General features: G+C 64.0%; 27 protein-coding genes. 8 read left to right on the plus strand and 19 right to left on the minus strand.

Features of this window, described 5'->3' with window-relative positions; translation table 11 throughout:
• Window position 1: 1 nt before the first annotated feature.
• A complete protein-coding gene (locus EPJ54_RS07365; RefSeq protein ID WP_135210993.1) occupies window positions 2-421 on the minus strand; it encodes a hypothetical protein in 420 nt (139 codons plus the stop codon).
• A 121-nt stretch (window positions 422-542) separates the two neighbouring features.
• Here EPJ54_RS07365 and lepB point away from each other — a divergent pair, with 121 nt between their 5' ends.
• Window positions 543-1526, plus strand: coding sequence for a signal peptidase I (lepB, locus tag EPJ54_RS07370; protein WP_239590795.1), 984 nt, complete (start codon window positions 543-545; stop codon window positions 1524-1526).
• Here the strand turns inward: lepB and ftsZ are convergent.
• The 4 genes from ftsZ to EPJ54_RS07390 form a co-directional block, all read right to left on the minus strand.
• The gene (ftsZ, locus tag EPJ54_RS07375) at window positions 1523-2866 is read right to left on the minus strand and encodes a cell division protein FtsZ (RefSeq protein ID WP_135210994.1); all 1344 of its coding nucleotides are present in this window, start codon (window positions 2864-2866) and stop codon (window positions 1523-1525) included. The two genes, lepB and ftsZ, sit on opposite strands and share 4 nt — an antisense overlap.
• Before the next feature lie 254 nt (window positions 2867-3120).
• On the minus strand, window positions 3121-3327 hold the full coding sequence (locus tag EPJ54_RS07380; protein ID WP_135210995.1) for a cold-shock protein: 207 nt from the start codon (window positions 3325-3327) through the stop codon (window positions 3121-3123).
• A 175-nt stretch (window positions 3328-3502) separates the two neighbouring features.
• Window positions 3503-3778 carry a hypothetical protein gene (locus tag EPJ54_RS07385; RefSeq protein WP_135210996.1) on the minus strand — a complete coding sequence of 92 codons (276 nt, stop codon included), beginning with the start codon at window positions 3776-3778 and terminating at the stop codon, window positions 3503-3505.
• Window positions 3778-3975: a hypothetical protein gene (locus EPJ54_RS07390; RefSeq protein WP_135210997.1), complete on the minus strand. Its 198-nt coding sequence runs from the start codon at window positions 3973-3975 to the stop codon at window positions 3778-3780. Before EPJ54_RS07390 ends, EPJ54_RS07385 begins: the two co-directional genes overlap by 1 nt.
• Window positions 3976-4186: 211 nt before the next feature.
• On the opposite strand from EPJ54_RS07390, the gene EPJ54_RS07395 reads away from it, so the two are divergent.
• Complete coding sequence (locus EPJ54_RS07395; protein ID WP_135210998.1) at window positions 4187-4402, plus strand: hypothetical protein; 216 nt, start codon at window positions 4187-4189, stop codon at window positions 4400-4402.
• 95 nt (window positions 4403-4497) lie between these two features.
• Window positions 4498-5175 (plus strand): hypothetical protein, encoded by a 678-nt coding sequence (locus EPJ54_RS07400; protein WP_135210999.1) that lies wholly within the window; start codon window positions 4498-4500, stop codon window positions 5173-5175.
• A 9-nt stretch (window positions 5176-5184) separates the two neighbouring features.
• Here the strand turns inward: EPJ54_RS07400 and ftsA are convergent, their stop codons facing one another.
• The 3 genes from ftsA to EPJ54_RS07415 are packed head-to-tail and all read right to left on the minus strand — an operon-like array spanning window position 5185 to window position 8383.
• The gene (gene ftsA / locus EPJ54_RS07405) at window positions 5185-6522 is read right to left on the minus strand and encodes a cell division protein FtsA (protein WP_135211000.1); all 1338 of its coding nucleotides are present in this window, start codon (window positions 6520-6522) and stop codon (window positions 5185-5187) included.
• The gene (locus EPJ54_RS07410; RefSeq protein ID WP_135211001.1) at window positions 6522-7481 is read right to left on the minus strand and encodes a cell division protein FtsQ/DivIB; all 960 of its coding nucleotides are present in this window, start codon (window positions 7479-7481) and stop codon (window positions 6522-6524) included. Before EPJ54_RS07410 ends, ftsA begins: the two co-directional genes overlap by 1 nt.
• A complete protein-coding gene (locus tag EPJ54_RS07415; RefSeq protein ID WP_135211002.1) occupies window positions 7469-8383 on the minus strand; it encodes a D-alanine--D-alanine ligase in 915 nt (304 codons plus the stop codon). Before EPJ54_RS07415 ends, EPJ54_RS07410 begins: the two co-directional genes overlap by 13 nt.
• A gap of 451 nt (window positions 8384-8834) precedes the next feature.
• Here EPJ54_RS07415 and EPJ54_RS19780 point away from each other — a divergent pair, with 451 nt between their 5' ends.
• Window positions 8835-9515: a hypothetical protein gene (locus tag EPJ54_RS19780; RefSeq protein WP_167755493.1), complete on the plus strand. Its 681-nt coding sequence runs from the start codon at window positions 8835-8837 to the stop codon at window positions 9513-9515.
• 97 nt (window positions 9516-9612) lie between these two features.
• Here EPJ54_RS19780 and murB read toward each other — a convergent pair whose 3' ends face one another.
• Window positions 9613-10542: a UDP-N-acetylmuramate dehydrogenase gene (gene murB / locus EPJ54_RS07425; RefSeq protein ID WP_135211004.1), complete on the minus strand. Its 930-nt coding sequence runs from the start codon at window positions 10540-10542 to the stop codon at window positions 9613-9615.
• Window positions 10543-10642: 100 nt separating this feature from the next.
• Between murB and EPJ54_RS07430 the strand changes: the two genes are divergently transcribed.
• Both EPJ54_RS07430 and EPJ54_RS07435 read left to right on the plus strand, forming a co-directional pair.
• Window positions 10643-11017, plus strand: coding sequence for a DUF6491 family protein (locus EPJ54_RS07430; RefSeq protein WP_135211005.1), 375 nt, complete (start codon window positions 10643-10645; stop codon window positions 11015-11017).
• Window position 11018: 1 nt separating this feature from the next.
• Window positions 11019-11405 carry a DUF6491 family protein gene (locus EPJ54_RS07435; protein ID WP_135211006.1) on the plus strand — a complete coding sequence of 129 codons (387 nt, stop codon included), beginning with the start codon at window positions 11019-11021 and terminating at the stop codon, window positions 11403-11405.
• On the opposite strand, the gene EPJ54_RS07440 is transcribed toward EPJ54_RS07435, so the two are convergent.
• The gene (locus EPJ54_RS07440) at window positions 11402-12271 is read right to left on the minus strand and encodes an HAD family hydrolase (protein WP_135211007.1); all 870 of its coding nucleotides are present in this window, start codon (window positions 12269-12271) and stop codon (window positions 11402-11404) included. The genes EPJ54_RS07435 and EPJ54_RS07440 overlap by 4 nt on opposite strands.
• 363 nt (window positions 12272-12634) lie before the next feature.
• Here EPJ54_RS07440 and EPJ54_RS07445 point away from each other — a divergent pair, with 363 nt between their 5' ends.
• Window positions 12635-13108, plus strand: a complete 474-nt coding sequence (locus EPJ54_RS07445) for a hypothetical protein (protein WP_135211008.1) — start codon at window positions 12635-12637, stop codon at window positions 13106-13108.
• Window positions 13109-13111: 3 nt separating this feature from the next.
• Here EPJ54_RS07445 and EPJ54_RS07450 read toward each other — a convergent pair whose 3' ends face one another.
• From EPJ54_RS07450 to EPJ54_RS19785, 6 genes are all read right to left on the minus strand, one after another.
• Window positions 13112-14854, minus strand: a complete 1743-nt coding sequence (locus tag EPJ54_RS07450; protein ID WP_135211009.1) for an SLC13 family permease — start codon at window positions 14852-14854, stop codon at window positions 13112-13114.
• Between the two features lie 13 nt (window positions 14855-14867).
• Window positions 14868-16283 (minus strand): UDP-N-acetylmuramate--L-alanine ligase, encoded by a 1416-nt coding sequence (murC, locus tag EPJ54_RS07455; protein ID WP_135211010.1) that lies wholly within the window; start codon window positions 16281-16283, stop codon window positions 14868-14870.
• 62 nt (window positions 16284-16345) lie between these two features.
• On the minus strand, window positions 16346-16672 hold the full coding sequence (locus EPJ54_RS07460) for a hypothetical protein (protein ID WP_135211011.1): 327 nt from the start codon (window positions 16670-16672) through the stop codon (window positions 16346-16348).
• A complete protein-coding gene (locus EPJ54_RS07465; RefSeq protein WP_135211012.1) occupies window positions 16669-17214 on the minus strand; it encodes an RNA polymerase sigma factor in 546 nt (181 codons plus the stop codon). The genes EPJ54_RS07460 and EPJ54_RS07465 overlap by 4 nt, the downstream gene beginning before the upstream one ends.
• A gap of 7 nt (window positions 17215-17221) precedes the next feature.
• Window positions 17222-17629: a hypothetical protein gene (locus tag EPJ54_RS07470; RefSeq protein ID WP_135211013.1), complete on the minus strand. Its 408-nt coding sequence runs from the start codon at window positions 17627-17629 to the stop codon at window positions 17222-17224.
• Window positions 17616-17768: a hypothetical protein gene (locus tag EPJ54_RS19785; RefSeq protein WP_167755616.1), complete on the minus strand. Its 153-nt coding sequence runs from the start codon at window positions 17766-17768 to the stop codon at window positions 17616-17618. Before EPJ54_RS19785 ends, EPJ54_RS07470 begins: the two co-directional genes overlap by 14 nt.
• Before the next feature lie 156 nt (window positions 17769-17924).
• Between EPJ54_RS19785 and EPJ54_RS07475 the strand changes: the two genes are divergently transcribed.
• Window positions 17925-18830, plus strand: coding sequence for a hypothetical protein (locus EPJ54_RS07475; RefSeq protein ID WP_135211014.1), 906 nt, complete (start codon window positions 17925-17927; stop codon window positions 18828-18830).
• Here the strand turns inward: EPJ54_RS07475 and murG are convergent.
• The 3 genes from murG to murD are packed head-to-tail and all read right to left on the minus strand — an operon-like array spanning window position 18827 to window position 22483.
• Window positions 18827-19918, minus strand: coding sequence for an undecaprenyldiphospho-muramoylpentapeptide beta-N-acetylglucosaminyltransferase (murG, locus tag EPJ54_RS07480; RefSeq protein WP_135211015.1), 1092 nt, complete (start codon window positions 19916-19918; stop codon window positions 18827-18829). The genes EPJ54_RS07475 and murG overlap by 4 nt on opposite strands.
• Window positions 19919-19922: 4 nt before the next feature.
• The gene (locus tag EPJ54_RS07485; RefSeq protein ID WP_135211016.1) at window positions 19923-21062 is read right to left on the minus strand and encodes an FtsW/RodA/SpoVE family cell cycle protein; all 1140 of its coding nucleotides are present in this window, start codon (window positions 21060-21062) and stop codon (window positions 19923-19925) included.
• Window positions 21059-22483 (minus strand): UDP-N-acetylmuramoyl-L-alanine--D-glutamate ligase, encoded by a 1425-nt coding sequence (murD, locus tag EPJ54_RS07490; RefSeq protein ID WP_135211017.1) that lies wholly within the window; start codon window positions 22481-22483, stop codon window positions 21059-21061. The genes EPJ54_RS07485 and murD overlap by 4 nt, the downstream gene beginning before the upstream one ends.
• Between the last annotated feature and the right edge of the window lie 9 nt (window positions 22484-22492).

The raw sequence follows: 22492 nt of genomic DNA on the forward strand, positions 1-22492 counted from the left end.
GCTAGGCTTTCTTGGCCAACGCCATTGGCAGGATCGGCGCTGTCGCCAAGAAGATCACCAACGCCAACACACTGGTCTGCACTGCGATCTCCAGCGGCAAGAAGCCGGCATTGACGATCGCCAGATACGTCATCACCGCGCCCGACACCCACAGCACGAACACCAGCGCCAGCGCATGCGCGACACTCTTCTGCGCGCCATGCGCGAAGAGCCACACGAATGCGAACGCATAAACAAAGTCAGAGACAAAGCTCAGCAGCTCGCGCGTGAGCGGCGACCAAGGCGGCGCGAAATCCGGCGACAGCTGCGCGCCCACCGCATCCCACCCGGCCTCAAGCAAGAAATTGTTACCAGCCCAACCGAGCACATTCCAAACGACGCCATAGATCAGCGCCCAAACCAGGATCGACATCGTGGACATGACACGCCTCCCACGCATCATGGTGGGGCGCGAAAGCCGGCGGCGATAGCGCTTTGCGACCAGCGCCAACCATCGATTGACCCCGCTCTCTGGTTGCGACTTGCCCGACGCGGGGGAAATCATGACGACCGAGAGCACACAAACGCGCCGGGTTCGCCCATGGATCGCGGCCTTGCTGACATTCATAGGCTGGGGCTTCGGCCTTTATTACGCGCGCCAAACCAAGGCCGCGTGGCGCGTCGCCTTGCTCGGTCTCTTGATTGGGTTGATACTGGCCTCAGCGCTTGTCATCGCGTTCTTCACGCTCGACCCGCTGTCGGGCTGGTTCAATCACCCGCTTGCGCCGATGGCCGCGGACCTCATCAGCCTCGGCATCTCTTTCATCATCGCCATTTTCGTATGGCGCGCCGTCGCGCGTCAGCAATGGGTTGAGCCCGCAGGGCCGGTTCGTTTGCTCGGCTACGTCGCGATTTGGCTTGTACCGCTTCTTCTCTCACTCACGCTTGCATTTGCGATCCGCTTTGCGCTCGTGCAACCCTTCCACATCCCTGCTGGATCGATGCAGCCGACGCTTCAAATCGGCCAATACATCGTCGTGACGAAATGGAGCTATGGATACAGCCGCTTTTCCGCAGCGCCATTTCAAGACCTCTTGCCCGAAGGTCGTTTCAATCCACGCCTGCCCGAGCGCGGCGATATTGTCGTCTTCCGCCCGACGCCGGAGCCGGAGCGTGATTTCGTCAAGCGCATCGTCGGCCTGCCAGGCGATCGCATTCAGATGATCGAAGGTGTGCTGCACATCAACGGCACACCAGTCGCGCACGAACCCGCTGGCCCGCTCACAATTGATTCAGGCTACGGAGAAGAAGCCTTCGAAAGCGTTCGCGAGACGCTGCCGAACGGTGTGAGCTACGTCACCATAGATCGCGGCATGACCGAACTCGACAACACGCGCGTCTATGTCGTGCCCGAGGGCCACTATTTCATGATGGGCGACCATCGCGACAATTCAGCCGATAGTCGCGTGATGAGCGTCGTCGGCTTGGTCCCGTTCGATAACATTCTTGGCCCGGTGCGCGCAAAAAGCGGCGCGCCCGCGAATTAGCGCGGGTTCATTTGTCGGCGGAGGAAGGCGGGGATTTCCAGCTCTTCGTCCAATTCCGGATCGCGCACGACGTCTTCATGCGCGCGGCGCGGCTGAGCGGCCGGCGCATCGTCGTCGATGTTGAAATCGCGGAGTGACGGCGGCTCGTCGCGCGGCGCGTTCTTCTTCCAACCGAACAGGCTGAAGCCGCCGCCGCGACGCGGCTCGGGCTCCAGATCATTGGCGAAGCTCGGGCGCGTTTCTTCAAAGGTCTCGCGCGCCACCGGCTCGGGAACAGGCGACGTCGCCGCCTCCGGACGTGGCACGACCGGACGACGCGTCGGCGCTTCGTTCGCACGTCGCGCCGGTTCGATCACCGTCTGCTGCGTGACGATCGCCTCGTCATCGATGCCCGTCGCCACCACCGACACGCGGATCGAGCCTTCAAGCGTTTCATCGAAGGTCGAGCCCAGAATGATGTTCGCGTTCGGATCGACTTCGGCGCGGATCTCGTTTGCCGCCTGATCGACCTCGTACAGCGTCATGTCGAAGCCGCCGGTGATGTTGATCAGCACGCCCTTGGCGCCACGCATCGACACGATATCCAGCAGCGGATTCGCCATCGCACCGTGCGCCGCTTCCAAGGCGCGATTGGGACCACGGCCTTCGCCCGTGCCCATCATCGCCGTGCCCATTTCGGCCATCACGGTGCGGACGTCGGCGAAATCGAGGTTGATCAGGCCGGGCATGACCATGAGATCGGTGACGCCGCGCACGCCCGAATAGAGCACTTGGTCCGCCAGCTGGAACGCCTCGGCGAACGTCGTGCGCTCGTTGGCGACGCGGAAGAGATTTTGGTTCGGAATAACGATCAGCGTATCGACGTGCTTGCGCAACTCCTGCACGCCCTGCTCGGCCAGCTGCATGCGGCGCTGACCTTCAAAGTGAAACGGCTTGGTGACGACCGCGATCGTCAGGATGCCGCGCTCGCGCGCCGTGCGCGCAATCACCGGCGCTGCACCCGTGCCCGTACCGCCGCCCATGCCGGCGGCGACGAACACCATGTGCGCGCCTTCCAGAAACTCGATGATCTCCGGCTGGCTCTCTTGCGCCGCCGCTTGGCCCACTTCCGGCCGCGCGCCTGCGCCCAGGCCCTCAGTGATCGAATGGCCCAATTGCAAGCGGTTCGGCGTGCGCGCGCGCGTCAGCGCCTGCGCGTCCGTATTGGCCACGACGAACTCGACGCCCTGCAGATTGGCGTCGATCATGTTGTTGATCGCGTTGCCGCCAGCGCCGCCGACCCCGAACACCACAATGCGTGGCTTCAGATCGTTGATCGTGGGCGCGCCATACTGGTTCATTACCTGCTCCAAGGGCGACCGATTCTCACGATTCGCCCATGCTCGCACTTGCCCCGGTTACAGCTTTGCCGGCCAAGCGCTTAAGCTCTCGTTAAGACTCCGAAATAGTGAGGGCGGTTTTGCGGCGCCAGTGCGGTACGTCACACAACGCGTCTGGGGAAAACGCCACGATCTCAGCACGCCAAAAAGCAAAACGGCGGCGGACCCGAGGTCCACCGCCGTTTCCATCATTCAGCGCCCGAAGCGCGAAACGATTAGGCCGCCTTCAGGTTCGCAGCCGAGTCCCGACCTTGGCGATCGCGCTCGAGATCGAATGAGACCTTCTGCCCATCGTTCAGGCTCGACATGCCCGAACGCTCAACGGCGGAGATGTGTACGAACACGTCCTTGCCGCCGCCGTCCGGCGCGATGAAACCAAAACCTTTTTGCGAATTGAAAAACTTAACAGTACCGACAGCCATTTGCCTGCCTCCATGAGAATTGCCAGCGTGGACCTTCCACGTCAGGCGCCGATTTTTCGAGGGAAACAGCAAACATCCGGCGCGACAGCGAGGATCAGAGCGTGACGCGACGAGGATCGATGAAGACTATATGGACGCTATCGTCCCAAAAGCCAATGCTTAAGCGGATTTCTTTTCAGCCATCCGCCGCTTGCGGCTTCGCCAAGGCGGTGACTTTGGCGCTGCGAATGAAGTTCTCGATGTCGCCGGATTCATGCGGCGCATCCTCGCGATCATCCACAATCGCTGCCTGATCCACGATCAAATCCTGCAAGTCTTCCGGCAAAGCATCCCATTGCAGCACCAGCGCGCCGCCAAGCCTGCGCAGCACGTGTTCCTGATCAGCGCGATATTTCACGGTTTTCGCGACGACTTGCGGCGGCTGCGGCGTGAACGGCCTGGTCCCGCGCATCACAATTGCACCGTCTCAAGACGACTCTCATCCATGATGCGATCGAACGCTTCAGCGTCGTTCCTGACGCGATATTGCTGTGCACCTTTTTCGTGCGGGAGCGCGTGGACGACGCGATAGGTTCCACTGGGGGCGGAAAAGGCGCCAGAGCGCACAATAGAAACGCGTTGCCCCGCGCCAAACTTGGTGTGCGCCATACCTGCATCCTTTGCGTGAAAACGAGCGAACGGCGACAAATGCGCGGACGCTGCACTGTCAACATGGGGCGCATCGGCAGAAATACAAGCAAAAGCTGCGAAATGAACGGCGTACGCGCGGAAACTGTGGTACGGTGTCAGCCTTCATCAGTTTGATCACGCTTTCTTGCCGCGGCCCGCGCGGCCTCGGAGCCTGTTCCCGGAGGCTCACATGACACAAACATTCGAACATTGGCGCTTAGACGCAATTTCCCACACCGATCGTCTTGTCGGCGCAGCGATGGCGAAAATGCACGATGTCAACGAGGCGCACATGATGGTGCACGGCGTCATGTGGCGCGCGATGACAGACATGCTCGCGCCAGTGTCCGGATTGCAATTGGACACAGCGCTCGACGGCGCACTGCGCACCCGGCTTCACATCTGACAACGCCGCGCCGCACCGCGAACGACTCGCATCTTTTGATCTTCGCTTGCAACGCCGTCCGCCGCGTCTAACCATCGCGACTGGCGAGAGGCGCGATGTCAGACAAGAAACCACTCAATCGGCGTTCGTTCATGAGCCGCGTCGGCGGCACGCTGATCATCGGCGGTGCGGCCGCGACAGTCACAGGCTGCGCCACCGCCACCGGCGGCGGTTATGGCGGCGGCTTCTACACTGGCCGCACCGACGCGGACTCTGGCGCCTACGCCGATCGCGCCGGTTACGGCCGCAGCGGGATCACCGATAGCGATACGAGTGATCGCGCGGGCTATGGGCGCGGCGGCAATGCGGGCGTCACCGATCAAGACACGGGCGCATACGCCGATCCCGCAGGGCGCGGGCGCGGCTCAAGCGGCGTCACCGACAATGATTCAGGCCCATACGCCGACCCAGCCGGTCGTGGCCGCGGCGGTCGCACCGGCATGACCGACAACGATTCCGGCCCCTACGCCGATCCGGCCGGACGCGGTCGCGGCTTCGGCGGCCAAACCGGCTACACGGATAACGACAGCGGCCCCTACGCGGATCGCGCCGGTTACGGACGTGGCGGTCGCGGACAAGGCGGCGGCAGCGGCTATACTGATAACGACAGCGGCAATTACGCTGATCGCGCGGGTTACGGCCGCGGCGGCGCGCGCGGCTACACCGGCGTCACGGATAACGACAGCGGTCCGAACGCGGACCCTGCCAATTACGGACGCGGCGGTCGTCGCTGAGCGACGCGCTTAGAAATTATCGCGCAGCCAGTTCCAGGCTTTGCCCATCGTGTCGCGCATCAGTGATGCGACATGCGACAAGCTTGGTGCGAAATGCTCTTCGACGTCGGCGAGTTGCGGATTGTCGAAGCGATGGCGCAACAGGCCGGCACTCGCCGCATAGCCCGGCCCCGCCTCGTATTGATCGAATCCGCAAAGATCATGCGGACGGCCCAAACGCACCGGCATGCCCAGCACTTCCGCCGCCAATTCACGCACGCCAGGCATTTGCGCGCCGCCGCCAACGAGGATCGCGCGTTGCGGACCAGCCACACCAGAGAAGCCCGCGCGCGACAATTGCTGACGCGCCAGCAACAGCATTTCCGTCAAACGCGGCGTCAGCGTATCCACGATCACGCCACGCAGCGTCGTCGCCGCTTCCAAGCGCCCGTCCAAGCCCAGCTTCGGCGCTGACACCGCTTCACGCGGATCGCAGGCATTGCCAACAGCGCCGAAATGTAGCTTCACACGCTCAGCCGCAGCGAACGTCGTTTGCAACTTCGCCGCCAGATCACGCGTCATGCGCACGCCGCCGCCACACGCGACGGTTTCGGCATAGACCAAGCCTTCAGCCGCATACGCCGCCAAGCCAATCGAGCCCGCGCCGAGATCGACAACCAACGTGCCCATCTCGCGTTCTTCAGCCGTCATCACAGCAAGTGCGGCCGCTTGCGGCGCCGCTACAATCTCTTCAACGTCAGCGCCCGCCGCGCGCACGCACGATTTCAGCGCATTGATCGCTTCCGCTGGCGCCGTGACGATGCACGCTTCCACCGCCAGCATCTTGCCGCTCAGGCCATACGGATCATCGATCGGCTCGCCGTCATCGACCATATAGCGCAGCGGTTCGATGTGCAGGATCGCCAGGTTCGGCGTCGGGCTCGCTTGCAGCGCCGCATTGATCGCCGAGTCGATGTCACGGCCCGTCACCGCGCCGCTCTTCAAGCGCACGGCGCCACGCGAAATCCGCGATGCCACGCCCGGGCCTGAATACGACGCCACGACACGACGGATCGGCGCGCCGGCCATCGCCGCCGCTTCCTCGATCGAAACTTGAATAGCGCGCGCGCAGGCGTCGAAATCCGCCGGCTTGCCGCTGGCGATCGCAGGCGCAGTCTGCACGCCAATGCCCAGCACGCGCATCGGCCGATCCGGGTGCATTTCCAGCACCGGATCGCGGCGCGCCGCCAAGCACACCGTTTTCGCCACGCCCACATCGAGCGTCGCCGCCAAAGGCGCCAAGGCTTCGCGCGGCGCTTCCTCGCGCGTGCGTGCGCTTTCGCGGACGGGGTCGTAAGCCAATGCCATCACGCGCCTCCCAACAGAGGACGCAAACCGCCGGCCAGCACCGGATGCACGCGAATAGCGACGCGGTTCGGCACGCGCATATCGATCTGCGCCAGCGGGCGATCGAGTAATGCGTGTTCGGTTTGCAGCTCCTCGAGTTGTGCGAGCGCCTCTTCCGGGCGCTCTTCTGGCAGCGCCACAGTTGTTCCACTCGTCAGTTCGACATTCCAGCGGCGATCGCCCACGCGCACCAGCGCGCGCAAATGCGCGCGCACTTGCGGCAAGCTTTCCAGCGCCGCCAGCATTGGCGGCGACGCGGGACCGGCGCCTTGGCCGACCACGAGCGGCAAATTCGCATGATCCGCCGCGCGCTCAGTGAGCAGACGCTCGCCGTTCGCATCGATCACGGAAATCTCGCCGTCTTCCTGCCAACGCGCATATTCTTGCCGGCGCTCGACTTCGATCAGCATGTCGTTCGGCCACAGGCGACGGACGCGCACGCCCTGCACCCAATCCAAGCTCTCGACGCGTGTCTTCACATCGTTCGGATCGAGCGACAGGATCGATTGGCGCCCCTCCGGCACGATCAGCGCACGCACTTCCGCCGCACGCGCTGGCGAAATCGCGGACGCGCCTTCGATCGTCGAGACCTGAATCTCGTCGACCGCAAAACCCACATTGGCGGCGGCGCCATCGGCGGCGCGCGCAAACGCTTCGCGCACGTCGAACAGCGACGAGCCCAGCCACGCAGCGCCGGCCACGCCAGCGCCCAGGAAAAACACCGCGCCCGTCAGGGCCAGCACCAGGCTCTTGCCCGACACCTTCACGTCGTCCGAGGCCAAGCCGCCGCTCAGTTTGATCTGCGCCAGACGTGGCATCGAATTCATCGATGGCGGCGGCACGGCTTTACCACGGCGCGAACGCGGATGTTCAGCTTGCTGATTGCGCCCAGCGCGGCGCGCGCCTCTTACCGCTGGCATGACGCGTCTCCCAGGATCCAGGCGACGATGTCGTCATACGACATGCCAAGGTATGCAGCTTGTTCCGGCACGAGCGACGTCGGCGTCATGCCAGGCTGCGTGTTCACTTCCAGCAGCGCGATCACGTCACGCTTGGGATCGTAGCGGAAATCCGAGCGCGACACGCCGCGGCAGCCCAAGGCGTGGTGCGCGGCTTCCGCCGCACGCATCAATTGGTCTGCAACACGTTGCGGGATCTTTGCCGGAATTTCGTGGCGCGAACCGCCTTCGGAATATTTCGCGTCGAAATCGTACCATTCGCCGGCCGGCAGAATTTCCGTCACCGCCAGCGCGCCGCGATCATGCATCACAGCGACCGTCAGCTCTTGGCCGTCGATAAACTCTTCGACGAGCACATCGTCGCCGAACGTCCAGTCCGGATCGAGCAATTGTTCGGGCGGACGATTGGCGCCTTCGCGCACGATATAAACACCGACCGACGAGCCCTGCGCGTTCGGCTTCACCACATACGGCAGCGGCATCGGGTGCGCCTTGGCCGCCTCATGGCGGTCCATGAGCTTGCCCTTTGCGAGCGGCAGGCCGGCCTGCGCGAACACCGCCTTCGACTTGTCCTTATCCATCGCGATCGCGGACGCGAGCACGCCCGAGTGCGTGTAAGGAAGCTTTAAGTATTCGAGCACGCCTTGCGTGCGGCCGTCCTCGCCCCATTCGCCGTGCAGCGCATTGAACACCGCATCCGGGCGCGCAGAAGCGAGGTCGGCGATCCAGCTCGGGTTCTGCGGATCAATTTCAATGACATCATGGCCAAGCCTGCGCAGCGCCGCCGCGCACCCGGCCCCAGAGCTCAAGCTCACAGGCCGTTCAGGGCTTAGACCCCCAAGAAGAACCACCACGCGCGCCATGTTCTGCGCCCCAGGACTAACCGACCAACCAACCAGCGCCCGGATCGACGCGTTTTCGCGTTCATTCCGAGAGTGTCATAATGAAACGCCTTGGGGTTAAGGCATCATGAGGGCGGCGGCGTTAAACGCTGATTTTATTGTAAATTTCCGTTCAACTCAGTTGACGAAGATAAACCATAAACAGCCCACGGCCATCGAGGCGCTCTATCTCAGGCCTCCGCACTATCGATTGGATAAAGGCGCCGCGCGTAGCGATTATACGAGCCTTCCCCTCGCACATTCTCCTGTGTGCGAACGCGCGTCGGTCTCACCCGACGCGCGTTTTTTCTGACCGCGCAGTCGCGCACTGGATCGGCGCCCGGCGCCATCGAAATGGGCGCCGCTCCTCTAAGCATGCGAGCCGCGCCCCGCGCCCTTGGCGCCGCGCCGCGAACCCCGCCAGCGTCACGCTATGTCAGATCCCGTCGTCATCCTCGCCCCGAACGCCAACGCCCTGAAGCACGCGCGCCGCGTCGCCGGCGACCTCTCCAAGCTCGGCTTCCAAGTCGCAGGCTGCGACGGGCGCATCACCGGCGCCGAGGTCGATCAAGCGCACAAGGTCGTGCTGCTTTGGTCCGGCGGGCAAGCGCGCGGGCCGGCTTTGCGCGCCGCCGCACGCCGCGCCAAGGCCAACGGTAAACTTGTGACCGTGCGGCTCGACGCGACGCGCCCGCCCAAAGAAGCAGGCCGCGCCCTGAAGCTGCCGCGCGGCAAGCAAACCACGCGCGCCTGGCAGCGCCTGCTCGGCCCGCAAGCGCCAACACCAACGCAAACGCCGATCCGCCCTGCGCCACGAAAATCGGAAAAGCGCACGCGCCCGATCCGCGAACGCAAAGCCGCCGCGCTCACACCGGCGCCGGCGCCAAAGCCACAAGCCATCGCCGCAGCGCCCACGCCGCGCGTCGCAGTTGCGCGACCAGCACCCGCGCCGATCAGCGAAAAGCCGAAGAAGCGAGGCATGGGCGCGTTTGGCGTGTTGGCGGCAACCCTCTGCATCAGCGCGCTCATCGCGATCGCGGCTGGCGCTGTGTTCTACGTCCGCGACGCCAGCTTCGCCGCGCTGGTCAACGCGTTTGCCGCAAGCCTCAACTAGTCTGGACCGCCGGCGCCCCCGCCCGGCACAGAGCCAAACTCGCACACCTACGAGCTTGCGCAAACGAAGATGCCGGCGAGGGCGCCGGCGGTCCAGACTAAGCGCGCCCGATGCGCTTAATCTCCCAGTTCAACTCCACACCGTGCTTGGCCTTCACAGCCGCGCGCACGTCTTCGCCAAGACCTTCGATATCCGCCGCTGTCGCGTCGCCCGTATTGATGAGAAAATTCGCGTGCTTCTCGCTCACTTGCGCACCGCCGCGCTTGTAGCCGCGCATGCCCGCTTCATCGACAAGCTTCCAGGCCGAAAGCTTCTCGCCGTTTTCCAATTCTGGATTTTTGAACGTCGACCCGCCCGTCTTCTCACGGATCGGCTGCGAGCCTTCGCGCCGCGCCGTGATCTCGTTCATGCGCGCTTGCACGGCTTCCGGCGTATCGCGACGACCTTTGAACACCGCTTGCATCCAGATGATCTCGCCATCGAACGCGCTATGCCGATAGGTGAAGCCCATATCCTCCACGCTGAACGTGCGCATCTCGCCGCTGCGATCAAAGCCCCACGCAGCCTCCAAGACGTCCTTGGTCTCGGCGCCATAGCAACCTGCGTTCATCGTCAGGGCGCCGCCGATCGTTCCAGGAATGCCGGCGAAGAATTCCAATCCCGCGACCCCCGCCTTCGCCGCCGCCTTCGCCACCATGGAATCCAACGCGCCGGCGCCGGCGATGACGCGCGCCTCCGGCGCGTCGACGCTGTCAAAATCGGTGACGATCTGCGCCCATTGCCGCCCCGCCAAGCGGATCACCACGCCAGGCACGCCGCCATCGCGCACGATCACATTCGAGCCCACGCCCAGCACGGTGACGGGGATCTCTTGCGGCAGCGCCCGCAAGAACTCTGAGAGGTCGTCCTCGTCGGCCGGAATGAACAGCGCCTCGGCCGGCCCGCCGACGCGAAACCAGGTGAACGGCGCAAGGCTCTCCCCGCGCAAAATTTGTCCACGGACGGTCGGCAGGGCGAGTTCACTCATTCTTGATGGCGTATCGCAGGGATTTGAGCGCCGTCAACGCACCGGGCGCCTCGCCGCGCCCTCATGAGCGGCGCATATTCATCGCCAGAGGAGACGCCTTATGAAGCGTATGGGAATTCTACTCGCCGCCGCCTTCGCGCTTGCCGCCTGCGCCACCGGCGAAACCACCAACACCGCCGCCAGCGCGCCGGGCGGCGAACGCGATTGCTTCCGCAGCGAAGACGTCAACGGGTTCAGCGTCATCGACAATCACAATATCGGCCTGCGCGTACACGGCCGGAATTACATCCTGACAACCGCTTGGAACGCGCGTGACTTGGATTGGACGCAAGCGATCGGCATTCGCAGCCAAACAAGCTGGATCTGCACGGGCAGCGGCATCGGCGTTGACATCATCGGCGGCGAACCTCGGCGCACATATCCCGTGAACTCGATCGCGCGCGCGCCCAACGACGAACAACCGACGGGCAGCTGACATGCGCGCCCTTATTGTGTTGGCTTGCGCGTTGGCGCTAGGCGCGTGCGCGTCTACCGCCGCGGAGAGCGCAGACACAGCCGATCGCGATTGCTTCCGCCCGATGGACGTCAGCGGCTTCAATGTCGTCGACGCCGAGCGCCTCAAAGTGCGCGTGGGCCCGTCGCGGGAATATTTCCTGACCGTGCAGGGCGGCACGCGCGACATACGCTTCGATGAAACCTTGGGAATCGACGCAGGCCACAGCTTCGTCTGCACCGGTAACGGTTTGGGCGTGCGCGTGATCGGCGGCGATCACGATTTTCCGCGCGCTGTTACGCGGGTCGAACGTGTGCCGCCCCCGTCAGCCGTGGCGCCAACCGCGGCGACATCCGGCAGTCCGCACTAAGCTTCGATTTTCAGCCCAGCGCGCAGAGCAATCCGGCCGAGCGCGCCTTTGACGATCACGTCGAGCTGGCTCTTCGGCTGATAGTCGGCCGGCGCCACATAGCTCACGCGATCTTCCGAGATCAGGCGCGAGATTTTGTCCAGCGAACGCGGCTCGGTCCATTGATACGGATCGAGCACCGCGATCGCGCAGCCGCCCTGCTGCGTCACCATCCGCATCGATGGAATGTCGGTGTCGCCATCGCCGATGAAGATCATGCGCTCGAACGGCAGCGCGCGCGCATCATCGTGCATCCAGCGATTGATCGATTCCGTATCCCAGACATTGTCTATGCCCTTATTGATGCGGAACAGGAATTGCGTCTTGGTCGTGTAATTGATCGCCACGCTCGGCCATTTCGCTTCGCCGTTCTTATCGTAGAGAAAGCGAGAGGCGAACACGTTGCGAAAGCGCGGAAACAGCGGGCAGCCTTCAATCATCTCGTAAATGCCGGATGAGACGACGTAATGATCGAGCTGCAGCCCCAGATCATCCGCGAACGCATCGACGCGATCGAACCAATGATCGAGGCCATCGAAGAAATCCGGATCGGCGCCTGTCTCTTGCAATTGCTTTCGCGTGACCGGATGCCCCGCCGCGCGCGCACGATCGAGCATCAAATGCATATAGACGAGGATCTCGTCGGCATCCTCGGCTTTGGCGAGGCGCTTCACCTCGAGCCAAAAGTCCGGATGCTTCATGCCGGCGATATCGGGAATGAAGCTGCGCTCCTGCAGATTGCCGCGCGCGAGCGTGCCGTCGAAATCATAGACGATCGCCGCGCGAAGCGGTTCACGGATGCGCTTGCGTGATGCGGTGTCAGCCATCCTACCGGGCTGCGCAGAGTCGGGGAAATCGTCAAATGTTTCGGCGCCGAGTCGCCTGCACGACGCACTCATGTCAGGAACTCGCGACGGCCAATCCCTTGAAAGCGCTCCAGCGATTGGATCGATGGCTCATTGAGCGCCGGCTGCGTTGGACGACCGGCTTCATGCTATTTGCGATATTAGCCGTCTTAGGCGCCGCCTCGTTGGCTATCGAAGGCGGCCATGCAGTCCTCGTTCTCGCACCTGCCTTTCTCGCCTTTGCGCACCGTTACATCAGGCCGAACGTGTAGCCAGCACGGGCGACCTTCATCTCCCGTTCAGCGCGCGAAACACTACACTCCCCTGCTAACTCGGAGACCTTCTGTGCACCTTCTCGCTCAAGCCAAACTCGGCCTCGCCGCGGCGCTCTTTTCTCTCGCCGCCTGCGCCAGCGCGCCCGCGCCGGCCTCAAGCGAAATTCGCCAGATCGTCTCGACCACGTCGTTCGGCATGTGCGTCGGCTATTGCACGACGCGGCTCGAAATCTCGGAAGGCCAAGCCGTGCTGATCCGCGATGGGCGCGGCGGACGTGGCGGCGCCCAACTGCCCGACCAGCGCTTTACCGCCACACTCACGCCCGCCGAATGGCAAGAACTGCAACGCCTCGCCGCCGCCACCGATCTGAGCGGCCTACCCGCCACAATCGGCTGCCCCGATTGCGCCGACGGCGGCGCGGAATCACTCAGCATCAACGGCGCAGCGCCCACCACTTTCGACTTCGGCGCCACAATCAACCAAGCTCAGCCATTACTCCAACGCGTCCGCGCCCTGCGCGAACGGCTGACGCCGGCGCAGTGAGGATCACCCCGCGAAACCCAGCTCAATCATCTTGGCCGCCACGAAAATCACGAGCACCGCCAAAGGCGCGCCAACGCGCCCATAATCCATGAAGCGATAGCCGCCCGGCCCCATCACTAAGAGATTATTCTGGTGGCCGATCGGCGTCAGAAAGTCAGACGACGCGCCAATCAGCACCGCGATCAACAGCGCATCCGGCGACACGCCGATCGCCTGCGCCACCGACACCGCGATCTGGCCCATGATGATCGCGGTGGCGACATTGTTGAGGAAGATCGACAGCAGCATCGTCGCCGCCACCATCGCCACCGCCGCCCAGAATAAGGGCGCGCCATCCAGCAGCTGCGCGAGCTCTCCAGCAAAAATCAGCGCCGCCCCGGACGACTGAAAGCTCTCGCCAACCGGGATCATAGCGCCGATCAGCACAATGATCGACCAATCCACGGACGAATAGATTTCCTTCGGCGGCAGAAAGCCCAGCGCCGCGATCAAGGCCGCCGCCGCGCCAAACGAAAATGCCGTCGGCATGCCGATCGACACCGACGCCACGACCGCGGCGGCGTAAATGCCGAGCGCCGTCAGAGCGCGCGGCACATTGATCCGCGCGGTAGCGCGGCGCGCAACCTCAAGCAAACGCGCATAGCGCGCATAAATCGCGATCTGTTCGGCGGAGCCATGCATCGTCAACTGGTCGCCCGCCTCGATGCGAAGACGTTGCATCGGTTGGCGCACTTCGGCGGCGCGCCGGCCACCCGCGATCACGACCACTTCGCCGTTCGTATCCCAGCGCACCGTATCGACCGGGCGCCCAACCAGCGGCGAGCCATTGCCCACCACAACGACAATCGTCGCCGCGTCCTCGGCCGACGACCGTTGCGCATGGAGCGAAAGGTTCAGCTTCTTGGCGGCCTCCCAAGGATCAACCGTGCCGCCAAGCAAGAGCCGATCGCGCGCCTGCAGCGGCCGTGCGGTGGTTAAATCCAGAACACGGCTCCCGCGCAGCACCGCGAGCGCCGCCACCTTTGCGCTCTTCAGCGCCTCGATCAGCGCGGCCTCCGCTACTTCGTTCATCTCCTCCTGCGAAATCGGACCGAGTTCGAAGACAGCATAGGCGTCCTTTGGCGCGGCCTCGCCGGAATCGCGGCGCGGCGCGAGCCGCCAGCCGATCAAGCAAATATACGCCACGCCCGCGATGGCGACCGCCCCGGCTACAGGCGTCATCTGAAAAAATGCGAACGGCGCGCCCAATTGATCCTCGCGCACCGACGACAAGATCAAATTCGCCGGCGTACCGATCAGCGTCGTCATGCCGCCCAGAATGGTGGCGAACGCCATCGGCATGAGTCCCGCACTTGGCGGCAGATTGTGCGCGCGGCACACACCGACCACCGCCGGCATGGTGATCGCGAGCGCAGCTATATTGTTCATGAACGCCGAGAGCGCAGCGCCGATGATTAAAATTCCGCCCAGTTGCAACGGAAACGGCGCCTTCAGAGCGGCAAGCCTATCCGTCACCGCGTCGGCAACGCCGGAGAGCTCAATCGCCCGGCCGATGATCAGCACCGCGACGATCACCACCACCGACTGATCAGCGAAGCCGGAGAACGCATCCGCCGGCGCCACCAGGCCAAGCAACAGACACGACGCCAGCGCCAAAAGCGCCACAAGATCATGCCGCACACGCCCCGAAGCAAACAGCGCCAACGTCACGCCCAGAACGAGCGTGCTGAGTATGGCGGGGCTCATCCGCGTGGGCCTATCACGCCGCCGCCGCACCCAGCTTCGCCGGCAACGCATTCGCGTACGCCGTGATATCGCCCGCACCCAAGCACACAACGATATCGCCCGGCTTCGCTTCCGCGCGCACGAATTCCGGAAGGTTATCCAAATTCGCGATGCGGCGCGCGTCGCGGTGGCCGTGGCTCTTCAAGCTGATCGCCAGCGCATCTGCGTTCACATCATCAATCGGCTGCTCGCCCGCCGCATACACATCGGCGACGCACACGATGTCCGCGTCGTTGAAGCAGGTCGAGAATTCATTGAACAGATCGCGCAGGCGCGTGTAGCGGTGCGGCTGCACGATGGCGAGCACGCGGCCCTCCGTCATCTCGCGCGCAGCAGAGAGCACCGCCGCGATCTCGACCGGGTGATGCCCGTAATCATCGACAATACGCACTTCGTTCCAATAGCCCGTCGTGGTGAAGCGCCGTTTCACGCCGGCGAATTTCTTCAAGCCATTGCGAATGCCGCTATCGGTCACGCCCAGTTCGCGCGCCACCGCGATCGCGGCCACCGCGTTCTGCACATTGTGCCGTCCGGCCACCGGCAGGAAGAGATCGTGCAGCGTCACCCCCGGCCCTTCGCCCTTCTTGCGCGCCACCACGTCGAACGTCGATCCATCGCGCGACGGGCGCACATTCATCGCGCACACATCGGCCTGCGGATTGAAGCCATACGAAATCACGCGCCGGTCACGCACCTTCGCCGCCAACGCCTGCACCTGCGGGTGATCGAGGCACATCACGGCAAAGCCGTAGAACGGAATATTTTCCACGAACGTCTGGTACGCCGCGTTCATCGCGTCGGCCGAGCCGTAATGATCCAGATGCTCGGGATCCATATTGGTGACGACCACCGCCGTTGCGCGCAGACGCGTGAAGGTGCCGTCGCTTTCGTCGGCCTCCACCACCATCCACTCGCCTTCGCCCATGCGCGAATTGGCGCCGTAGGCATTGATAATGCCGCCATTGATGACGGTGGGGTCTTTGTCACCGGCGTCGAGCAATGCGGCGATCATCGACGTCGTCGTCGTCTTGCCGTGCGTGCCGCCGATCGCGACCGTCCACTTCAAACGCATGATCTCGGCCAGCATCTCGGCGCGGCGCACGATCGGCACGCCACGCGCGCGCGCAGCGTCAACTTCCGGATTGCCCGTCTTGATCGCTGAGGAAATCACCACAACGCCAGCCTGCGCCGTGTTCTCGGCCTTGTGGCCGATCGAAATTTGAATGCCCTGGGCGCGCAGCCGCTCGATATTGGCGCCGTCCTTGGCGTCAGATCCCGTCACCTCGTAACCGAGGTTCTTCATCACGGCGGCAATGCCCGACATGCCAATGCCGCCGATGCCGACGAAATGAACGGGCCCAGTGTCAAACGGAATGGCGCGACGCAGCATGAAATCCCCAAGCGGTATGAACCGGCATTATAGGGAGCCATCGCGGCGGCAGATAGGCGCCTTTAGGCGCCGGCGAACACCGTCCGCGCCCGCGCCAGAGCCGCTTTCGGCCCTTGGATCACCACCAGCGCAAACACCGCCGATACAGCCAGCGCGCCCGCCGTGCTCAGCACCGGCATCCAAGCGCCCGCGCTCACGCTCGCGAACTGCACCAAAGCCGCCAACAGGCCCACAGCGGTAAACGCCGCCACCTGCATAATTCCGCGCGTCCAAGCTTCACGCTTCGCCGCACGTTCGCTTACGCGCGCCAGCACATCGAACCGGAACCCCGGATCGGGCGTCTTCGGCGCTTCACCAAGGAGCGCGGCAAGGGAGAGATCGTCACTCATGAGTTCGTCTCCGGCGCGAGGCCGAGCGCAGCCTGCAGCCGCGCCCGTCCACGTACAATATGGGATTTCACCGTCCCCAATGGAAGCTTCAACACCTCAGCGGCTTCCGCATGCGTAAAATCTTGGCCTAAGCACATCGCCAGCACCGCGCGCTGATCGGGCGGCAGCTCGTCCATCGCCCGACGCAGCGCTAGGCGCTCCGGTGTGTTTTGCGGCGCGTCCGTGTGACTATCCTCAAGCTCCGAATACGCGGTGTCGCGCGCCAAGCGGCGATTGTCGGCGCGGCGGCCGCGACGCCAATATTGGAACGCTACGCCGCAGATGAAGCTGCGCAAGCTGGAGCGTCCGTCATAACGGTTCAGCACTTCCCAGGTGCGCGCGAACGCGTCTTGCGCGATGTCGTCGGCATCGGCGTACGAGCCAACGAGCCTGCGCAGGAAAGCGCGTACCGCCGGCTGATGCGCGTCGACCAATCTGCCGAACGCACGCATGTCGCCGCGACGCGCGAGCCCTAGGAGGCGCGCTTCTTCGGCCGGGTCCATATGCGGATCACTTGCGGCCGAAGAGCAGGATGAGCAGCGAGCCGAGCGCGAGCACGCCCATCGTTACCGCGACGATCAGGAACGCAAAGGCGTAGTCTTCAGCCTGCACGTACCAATAGCCGACGCCAAACCCCGCCGCGAGCGCCGTGAATGTTACAGCGCTCCACGCCGTCGAGTTCTTGCCCGAACCCGTCTTGCGCACACCGTCGATCTCGTATTCGTCCTCTTCCTCGCGCATGGCGAGCTTGAGGAGCTCCGGCGGCGGCTCTTTGCCTTGGTCGATGTAGGACTTCACCAGATCCAGCGCAGTCCGTGTGCGCTTGGCGCTTTGGTTCGCGCCCTGAAACGCCATAGCCATCCCGAAGATTGGGAACATCAGCCACCAATACGAAGCGAAGAATTCAGCGAACGTCACGATCAGCCCCCAATTGCGCGTTGGTCGCGCGGATCGTGCGCGACGCATTCGGCTCACCCTTGATCGCGTTAATCAGCGCGAGCGCGAACCAAGCCATCGGAAACATCAGCCACCAATAATCTCGGAACAAGTCTTCCATGATCCAGCCCTCCGGGCCCGACGCGGCCCTTCTGGAGCCTGTCCGCCGCTGAGCGCCCGCCCGGATGCAGACACAACAGAAATCGGCATGCAACCTTGCATTGTATTTTGTTAACCCGGCAATGCGAAAAGGAGCGTGGATCGAAAGGACTTCACGATGCGCTCCCTGAAGCTGCTGGCCGGCGCCTCGGCCCTGTGCGTCGCCGCCTGCGCCTCAACGGAAGACGTCCGCGCGCTGCGCCGCCCGGTTCTGCCGCCGACGTATGTCGCCACCGCCGATCGCGGCACCCCGCTGCATGAGAACGTGGCCGTGTACGAGATCATCGGCGCGCCGGAATTCGTGCTGTTCGACGGCGGCGACGTCATCACCACGCGCCCCACCCGCGCCGACGTCGCCTCCATGCTCAATTCCTGGCTCGATGACGCCGACATGCGCGCCGACAATCTGCGCGAGGCGGATTATTTGCTGAGCGTCACTTTCGTCGATCTGCACGGGCCCAATATGATCCCGTTCACCGACAAGAACGCCGACGCCAGCGTGCATTACGTGCTCGAGCGGCGCATGTGCCGCCAATTGCGCCAATCCAATTGCGTCGCGTTCGAGGGCACGTACGACGCGCGCCTCCAAGCTCGCATGCCAGGCGTGACGCCCGAAATGGTGCGTACTGCGATCGACGCCGGCGTCGTCGGCGCAGCGATTGCGGGCGATGCGGCTGACACGGATTACGTCGCCGCACGTTGGGAGGGCGCGGCCTACGGCGCAGCACTCGGCTTTCTCGCCGCCGCCCCCACTGGCCGCCCCGTCGAGCATTGGGACAACGCCGACGCCCCCGGCGCCTTCGACGGCACGATGCGCCGCCAACAAGCCGTCACCGGCATGATGCGTCAGAACTTCAATCGCTTCCTGTTCGCGTTGGAAGCCGCTGACCTCATCACCATCCGCGAAGCGGTGACGTGCGAGGATTTGAACTCAGAGAATATCGGCGTCGGCATCATCACGGCGACCGCCACGCAAGTCGCCTACGATTGCCCCATCGGCCACACGCGGCCCGTCACGGACTAGGCCGCAACGCCTTCCGCCAAATCCGCCAGCGTCTTCGCCGCCTCAGGCTTCGCCGACGCCCGCGCCGCAGCCGCGCGCACCGCCAGCCCATGCGGATCAGCCAAACGCCGCTCCAGGCACGCCGCGAGCGCAGCCGGCGTGAATTCCTGCTCGGTAAAGAGATCGGCCGCGCCGACAGCCGTCAGCCCCTCCGCGTTCGCCGTCTGGTGATCGTCCGCCGCCGCCGCGAACGGCACAAGGATCGCAGGCCGCCCCGCCACCTGCAGCTCCGTCACCGACGATGCGCCCGCGCGCGCAATCACCAAATGTGTCGCCCCCAAGCGTTGTCCCATGTCGGTGAAGAAGGGCGCGACCTCGGCGTTGATCTTGGCCTTCTGGTACACCTTCTTCGCGTCCGCCATTTGCTCATCGCGTACCTGATGCACGACATCGAGACGCGCCTTCAGCGCATCCGGCAACAACGCAAACGCCGCCGGGATCACGTCGCCGAACACGCGCGCGCCTTGGCTGCCGCCGATGATCAGAATGTTGATCCGGCCCCCTGCGGGAATTTCCGGATACGGCCGCTCGCGCACCGCCAAGATCGGCAAGCGCACCGGATTGCCGACAACACGTTTGCGATCCGCCGCCTTCTCCGGCAGCCGATCCAAGCGCTCGAACCCACACGCAACGATCTTCGCGCTCGTCGCCATTGAACGGTTCACGCGGCCCAGGACCGAGTTTTGTTCGTGGATCAGGATCGGCGATTTGTGTGCGCGCGCCGCCATCAAAGCCGGGAACGACGGATAGCCGCCAAAGCCGGCCACCAAGGCGGGCTTGTATTCGTTGAAGCGCGCCTTCGCGGCGTTGATGCCGCGCATGATCTTGAACGCCGCCGGGATCGCCGTGATCGGGTTTGCGCTCAGCGACGCCGCCGGCACGTCTTCAATGCGTTCCGCCGGAAAGCCTTCCGCGTACCGGCGCCCACGTGCGTCCGTCATCAGCACGACGCGCCAGCCGCGACGGAACATTTCCTCCGCGAACGCCGCAGCGGGGAACAAATGCCCGCCCGTGCCGCCGGCGGCGATGACAACGAGTTTCTTGCTCATGGGTTCAATAATTTCTGCGTAGCGGCGTGAGATATGCGCCCGGTCGATCGCGGAGAAGCGAAAGGCAGAACCCAAACGCCAGCGCGGAGCCGATCATCGAGGAGCCGCCGAACGAAATGAACGGCAGGGTCATGCCCTTGGCCGGCAGCAATGACAAGTTCACCCCGATATGGATCGCGGCCTGCGCGACCAGCAGCGTGACGAGCCCCGCAGCCGCAAGTTGTTCGAACCCATCGTTCAAGCGGCTCGCACGCGAAAGCCCGCGAAATGCGAGCACGAAGAAAACCGCAATCAATCCAAGCGATGCAATCAGCCCGAACTCTTCCGCCGCCACCGCGAATACAAAATCTGCGTGCGCGTCCGGCAGGGAACGCTTGATCACGCCCTCGCCCGGCCCGCGACCGAATACCCCGCCCGCCGCGATCGCATCGAGCGCGCGATTGACCTGATACGCAGCGTCGCCTTCTGGGTTGAGCCACGTGTCCACGCGTTCCCGCGCGTGCGGATAAAACGAATAGATCGCCCAGGCGCCGAGCGCCGCCAGCGCGCCGCCGCCAAGCAAATAGCGCAACGCAATCCCCGACAGCATCAGCATCGGCGCCAAGCAGATCAACAAGAGCGCCGTCTGCCCCACGTCCGGCTGCGCCAGCAATGCAGCGGCCGCGAGCGCCATCAGCCCGAGCGACACAAGCCGTCCAGGGAACTTCGGTTGCTTCATGCTTTCGCTGAGCATCCATGCCCACACTACGATCAAGGCAGGCTTCAAGATTTCCGATGGCTGAAAAGAAAATAAGCCGAAATCAAACCAACGCTGCGCGCCTTTGATCTCCGTGCCGAACAACGCTGCGAGCGCCGCAAGCGGCAGACACAGCGCCAGAAGAATTGTTCCCGCGCGCCGCACCTGTTTGGGTTCCAACGCGGCGGCACTCATCATCACCAGCAAGCCAAGCGCCGCATAGGCCGCCTGTCGCGCAGCGAAATAGAACGCTTCTTCGATGCGAATGCGCGCCGTCGCCGCCGGGCTCGCCGCCATCGAAAACAGGATGCCAGCCGCGAACAACACGAGCGCTATCACGATCAGCGTGCGATCATAGGTGCGCACGCGCTCCATCGCCATGCCGAAGCGATCGGCGATCGCGCTCAAGCCTTGCCCCCGCTGCGCTGCGGCGGCGCTTCGCTCAGCGCATTCACGTATTTGCGGAATTGATCGCCGCGATCCTCGTACGATTTGAATTGATCGAACGACGCGCACGCGGGCGACAAGAGCACCACCGGATGCGGCTCGCCTGAGGCTTTCGCATCGTTGAATGCCAGCTTCACCGCCGCTTCCAAATTGCCCGCCATCGTCACCGGCACTTTGCCGCGCAACACGTCCGAGAACTCGCCCGCCGATTGCCCGATCAAATACGCCTTGGCCATGCGCGGAAAGAACGACGCCAATTCGTCGATGCCGCCATCCTTGGCGACACCGCCCGCGATCCAATAGACGCGCGGATACACCGCCAGCGCCTGCGCCGCAGCATTCGCGTTCGTCGCCTTTGAATCGTTGATGAAGCGCACGCCATCGATCGACGCGACACGCTCCAAGCGATGCGGCAAGCCCGGAAACGTTGTGAACGCATGCGCGATCACGCGCGCCTCAATGCCCAACGCGCCCGCCGCCGCAAACGCCGCCGCCGCATTCTGCGCGTTGTGCTTGCCGGCCAGCGCCGGCGCCTGCGCCAGATCAGCCACGACCTCCGAGCGCCCACTTCGCGCATCGATGATCTTGCCGTTCAGCGCAGAAACACCGCGCCCCAGCACTTGGCCCGACGAAATCGGCGCCACGTGCTGCGCGCCAGCGCGCGTCAGCTCCGTGCACACGCGCGCGCAATACGCATCATCCACACCGATGATCGCCCAATCGCCGGCGCCTTGGTTCAAGAAGATGCGCTTCTTGGCTTCGACATACGCCGCCATATCGCCGTGGCGATCCAAATGATCCGGCGTCAAGTTCAGCCAGATCGCAGCGTCGAGACGCAGGCTCGACGTCAGATCGAGCTGATACGAGCTCAACTCGATCACATAATACGCGCCCGCATGCAGCGGCGGCTGATCCAGCAACGCATCGCCAATATTGCCACCGAGGCGCACGTCCTTGCCGGCTTCTTTCAGAATATGCGCAATCAAGGCCGACGTCGTCGACTTGCCGTTCGTGCCGGTGACGCCAATCAACTTCGGCCGTTGCGTCGGCGGCAGCGCGTTCACAGCGCGCGCAAACAATTCGATGTCGCCCATGATGGGCACGCCCGTCGCTTCGGCGAGCGTGACGACGCGATGCGGCTCAGGGAATGTCAGCGGCACACCCGGCGACAGCACCAGCGCTGCAAACGTGCGCCAATCGCGGCTGTTGATGTCAGAGATGGTGACGCCTTCGGCCGCCGCCTTCGCGCGCGAGACATCGCTATCGTCCCACGCGTGCACGCGCGCACCGCCCGCCGCCAGCGCCTTCGCCGCAGCAAGCCCCGTCCGGGCCAACCCGAACACGGCGACATCGCGTCCTTTGAATTCCGTGATCGGAATCATTCCGATCGC

It is taken from the genome of Vitreimonas flagellata, assembly GCF_004634425.1.
GTDB classification, from domain to species: Bacteria; Pseudomonadota; Alphaproteobacteria; order Caulobacterales; family Aquidulcibacteraceae; genus Vitreimonas; species Vitreimonas flagellata.